Origin of the sequence: Plebeiibacterium marinum, from assembly GCF_026013615.1 — a bacterium.
Lineage (GTDB): Bacteria > Bacteroidota > Bacteroidia > Bacteroidales > Marinilabiliaceae > Saccharicrinis > Saccharicrinis marinus_A.
Genome location: NZ_JAPDPI010000099.1, coordinates 1 through 2,914 on the forward strand (window position 1 = coordinate 1; position 2,914 = coordinate 2,914).

The window sequence follows — 2,914 nt, forward strand, 5'->3', positions numbered from 1 at the left end:
AGCTCAATCAAAATCACAGTCTATGCTTAAACGCCCAACTAAAAGTTTCGGGTAATTAGTACTGCTCGGCTTTGGTGTTACCACCTTTACACCTGCAGCCTATCAACGTCATCGTCTCTAACGTCCCTGTAAGGATATCTCATCTTGAAGCAGGCTTCGTGCTTAGATGCTTTCAGCACTTATCCCTTCCACACTTAGCTACCCAGCGGTGCTCCTGGCGGAACAACTGGTACACCAGAGGTATGTCCAACGCGGTCCTCTCGTACTAACGTCAGGCCTTCTCAAATATCCTACGCCCACAACAGATAGGGACCGAACTGTCTCACGACGTTCTGAACCCAGCTCGCGTGCCACTTTAATGGGCGAACAGCCCAACCCTTGGGACCTTCTCCAGCCCCAGGATGTGACGAGCCGACATCGAGGTGCCAAACCGCTCCGTCGATATGAGCTCTTGGGAGCGATCAGCCTGTTATCCCCGGAGTACCTTTTATCCTTTGAGCGATGGCCCTTCCATGCGGAACCACCGGATCACTATGTCCTACTTTCGTACCTGGTCGACTTGTCGGTCTCACAGTCAAGCTTCCTTGTGCCATTACACTCTGCGGACGGTTACCAATCGTCCTGAGGAAACCTTTGAAAGCCTCCGTTACTCTTTTGGAGGCGACCACCCCAGTCAAACTACCCACCAAACAATGTCCGGTTAAAAACCGTTAGGCCACAGATAAGCAAAGGGTCGTATTTCAAGGGTGACTAAACTACGCCTGGCGACGCAGCATCAATGTCTCCGACCTATCCTACACATTACTTACCCACAACCAATGTTAAGTTGCAGTAAAGGTTCACGGGGTCTTTCCGTCCCGTTGCGGGTAATCGGCATCTTCACCGATACTACAATTTCACCGAGCTCATGGTCGAGACAGTGTGCACATCGTTACACCATTCGTGCAGGTCGGAACTTACCCGACAAGGAATTTCGCTACCTTAGGACCGTTATAGTTACGGCCGCCGTTTACCGGGGCTTCAATTCAAACCTTCGCTTACGCTAAGCTCTCCTCTTAACCTTCCGGCACCGGGCAGGTGTCAGGCCTTATACGTCTTCTTTCGAATTTGCAAAGCCATGTGTTTTTGATAAACAGTCGCATGCACCATTTCTCTGCGGCCCCGCCGTTAAGCGGGGCGCCCCTTATCCCGAAGTTACGGGGCCAATTTGCCGAGTTCCTTAACCATGAATCACTCGAGCGCCTTAGTATACTCAACCCAACTACGTGTGTCCGTTTACGGTACGGGCCGCTATACTCGCTTTTCTCGGTACCGGCTGCTCTGCTTCGCTTCGGCCGAAGCCTAGGCTCAACGTGCTATTCCGTCAGCACGTAGCAATCTCACCAATACGTCACTTTTATTGTATAGCAGGTGCAGGAATATTAACCTGCTTGCCATCCACTACCCCTTTCGGGTTCGCGTTAGGTCCCGACTAACCCTGATCCGATTAGCGTTGATCAGGAAACCTGAGTCTTTCGGCGTGCGGGTTTCTCGCCCGCATTATCGTTACTTATGCCTACATTTGCTTTTCCAACTGCTCCACCAAACATCACCATTTGGCTTCTAGGCGGTTGGAATGCTCCCCTACCACTGTAATAAATTACAATCCATAGCTTCGGTAGTATACTTATGCCCGATTATTATCCATGCTCGATCGCTCGACTAGTGAGCTGTTACGCACTCTTTAAATGAATGGCTGCTTCCAAGCCAACATCCTAGCTGTCTATGCAATCAAACCGCGTTTGTTCAACTTAGTATACATTTGGGGACCTTAGCTGATGGTCCGGGTTCTTTCCCTTTCGGACATGGACCTTAGCACCCATGCCCTCACTCCTTAACATCATCTTACAGCATTCGGAGTTTATCAGGAGTTGATAGGCGGTGAAGCCCTCTCGTCCAATCAGTAGCTCTACCTCTGTAAGATTAATTAAAGGCTGCACCTAAATGCATTTCGGGGAGTACGAGCTATTTCCAGGTTTGATTGGCCTTTCACCCCTACCCACAGTTCATCCAAACACTTTTCAACGTGAACTGGTTCGGTCCTCCATTCCGTGTTACCGGAACTTCAACCTGACCATGGGTAGATCACCTGGTTTCGCGTCTAGCGCAGCTAACTGAACGCCCTGTTCAGACTCGCTTTCGCTTCGGCTACGTTGCTGAACAACTTAACCTCGCTAACTACGACTAACTCGTAGGCTCATTATGCAAAAGGCACGCCGTCACTGCATACACAGCTCCGACCGCTTGTAAGCGCACGGTTTCAGGTACTATTTCACTCCCCTGTTCGGGGTACTTTTCACCTTTCCCTCACGGTACTGGTTCACTATCGGTCTTTCAGGAGTATTTAGCCTTACCAGATGGGCCTGGCAGTTTCACACAGGATTTCTCGTGTCCCGCGCTACTCAGGATACTGATAGGTCATATCAACTTACGTGTACGTGGCTGTCACACTCTTTGGCCGTTCTTTCCAAAACGCTCCACTTCATTAATAATCCCATGTCTCAGTCCTACAACCCCAATATCGCCTGAACGACATTGGTTTGGGCTGGTCCCATTTCGCTCGCCGCTACTTTGGGAATCACTTTTGTTTTCTTCTCCTCCGGGTACTTAGATGTTTCAGTTCCCCGGGTTTGCCTCCCCGTAGGGATAGTATATCTTCAATATACTGGGTTGCCCCATTCAGAAATCCACGGATCAATAGATATTTGCTCCTCCCCATGGCTTATCGCAGCTTATCACGTCTTTCTTCGCCTCTGAAAGCCTAGGCATCCGCCGTGCGCCCTTGCTTACTTTCTTGTTGGTTAAGCTTAACACTCTCGCGTTAAAGCTAACCTATGATTTTGATTGTTTTGCCAATATGTCAATGTACGTTTTT

General features: G+C 49.6%; 1 rRNA gene. It reads right to left on the minus strand.

Going from position 1 to position 2,914, the window contains the following annotated elements:
• Positions 1-36: 36 nt before the first annotated feature.
• Positions 37-2,835: ribosomal RNA gene (locus OM074_RS20955) — 23S ribosomal RNA — on the minus strand.
• Positions 2,836-2,914: the final 79 nt, after the last annotated feature.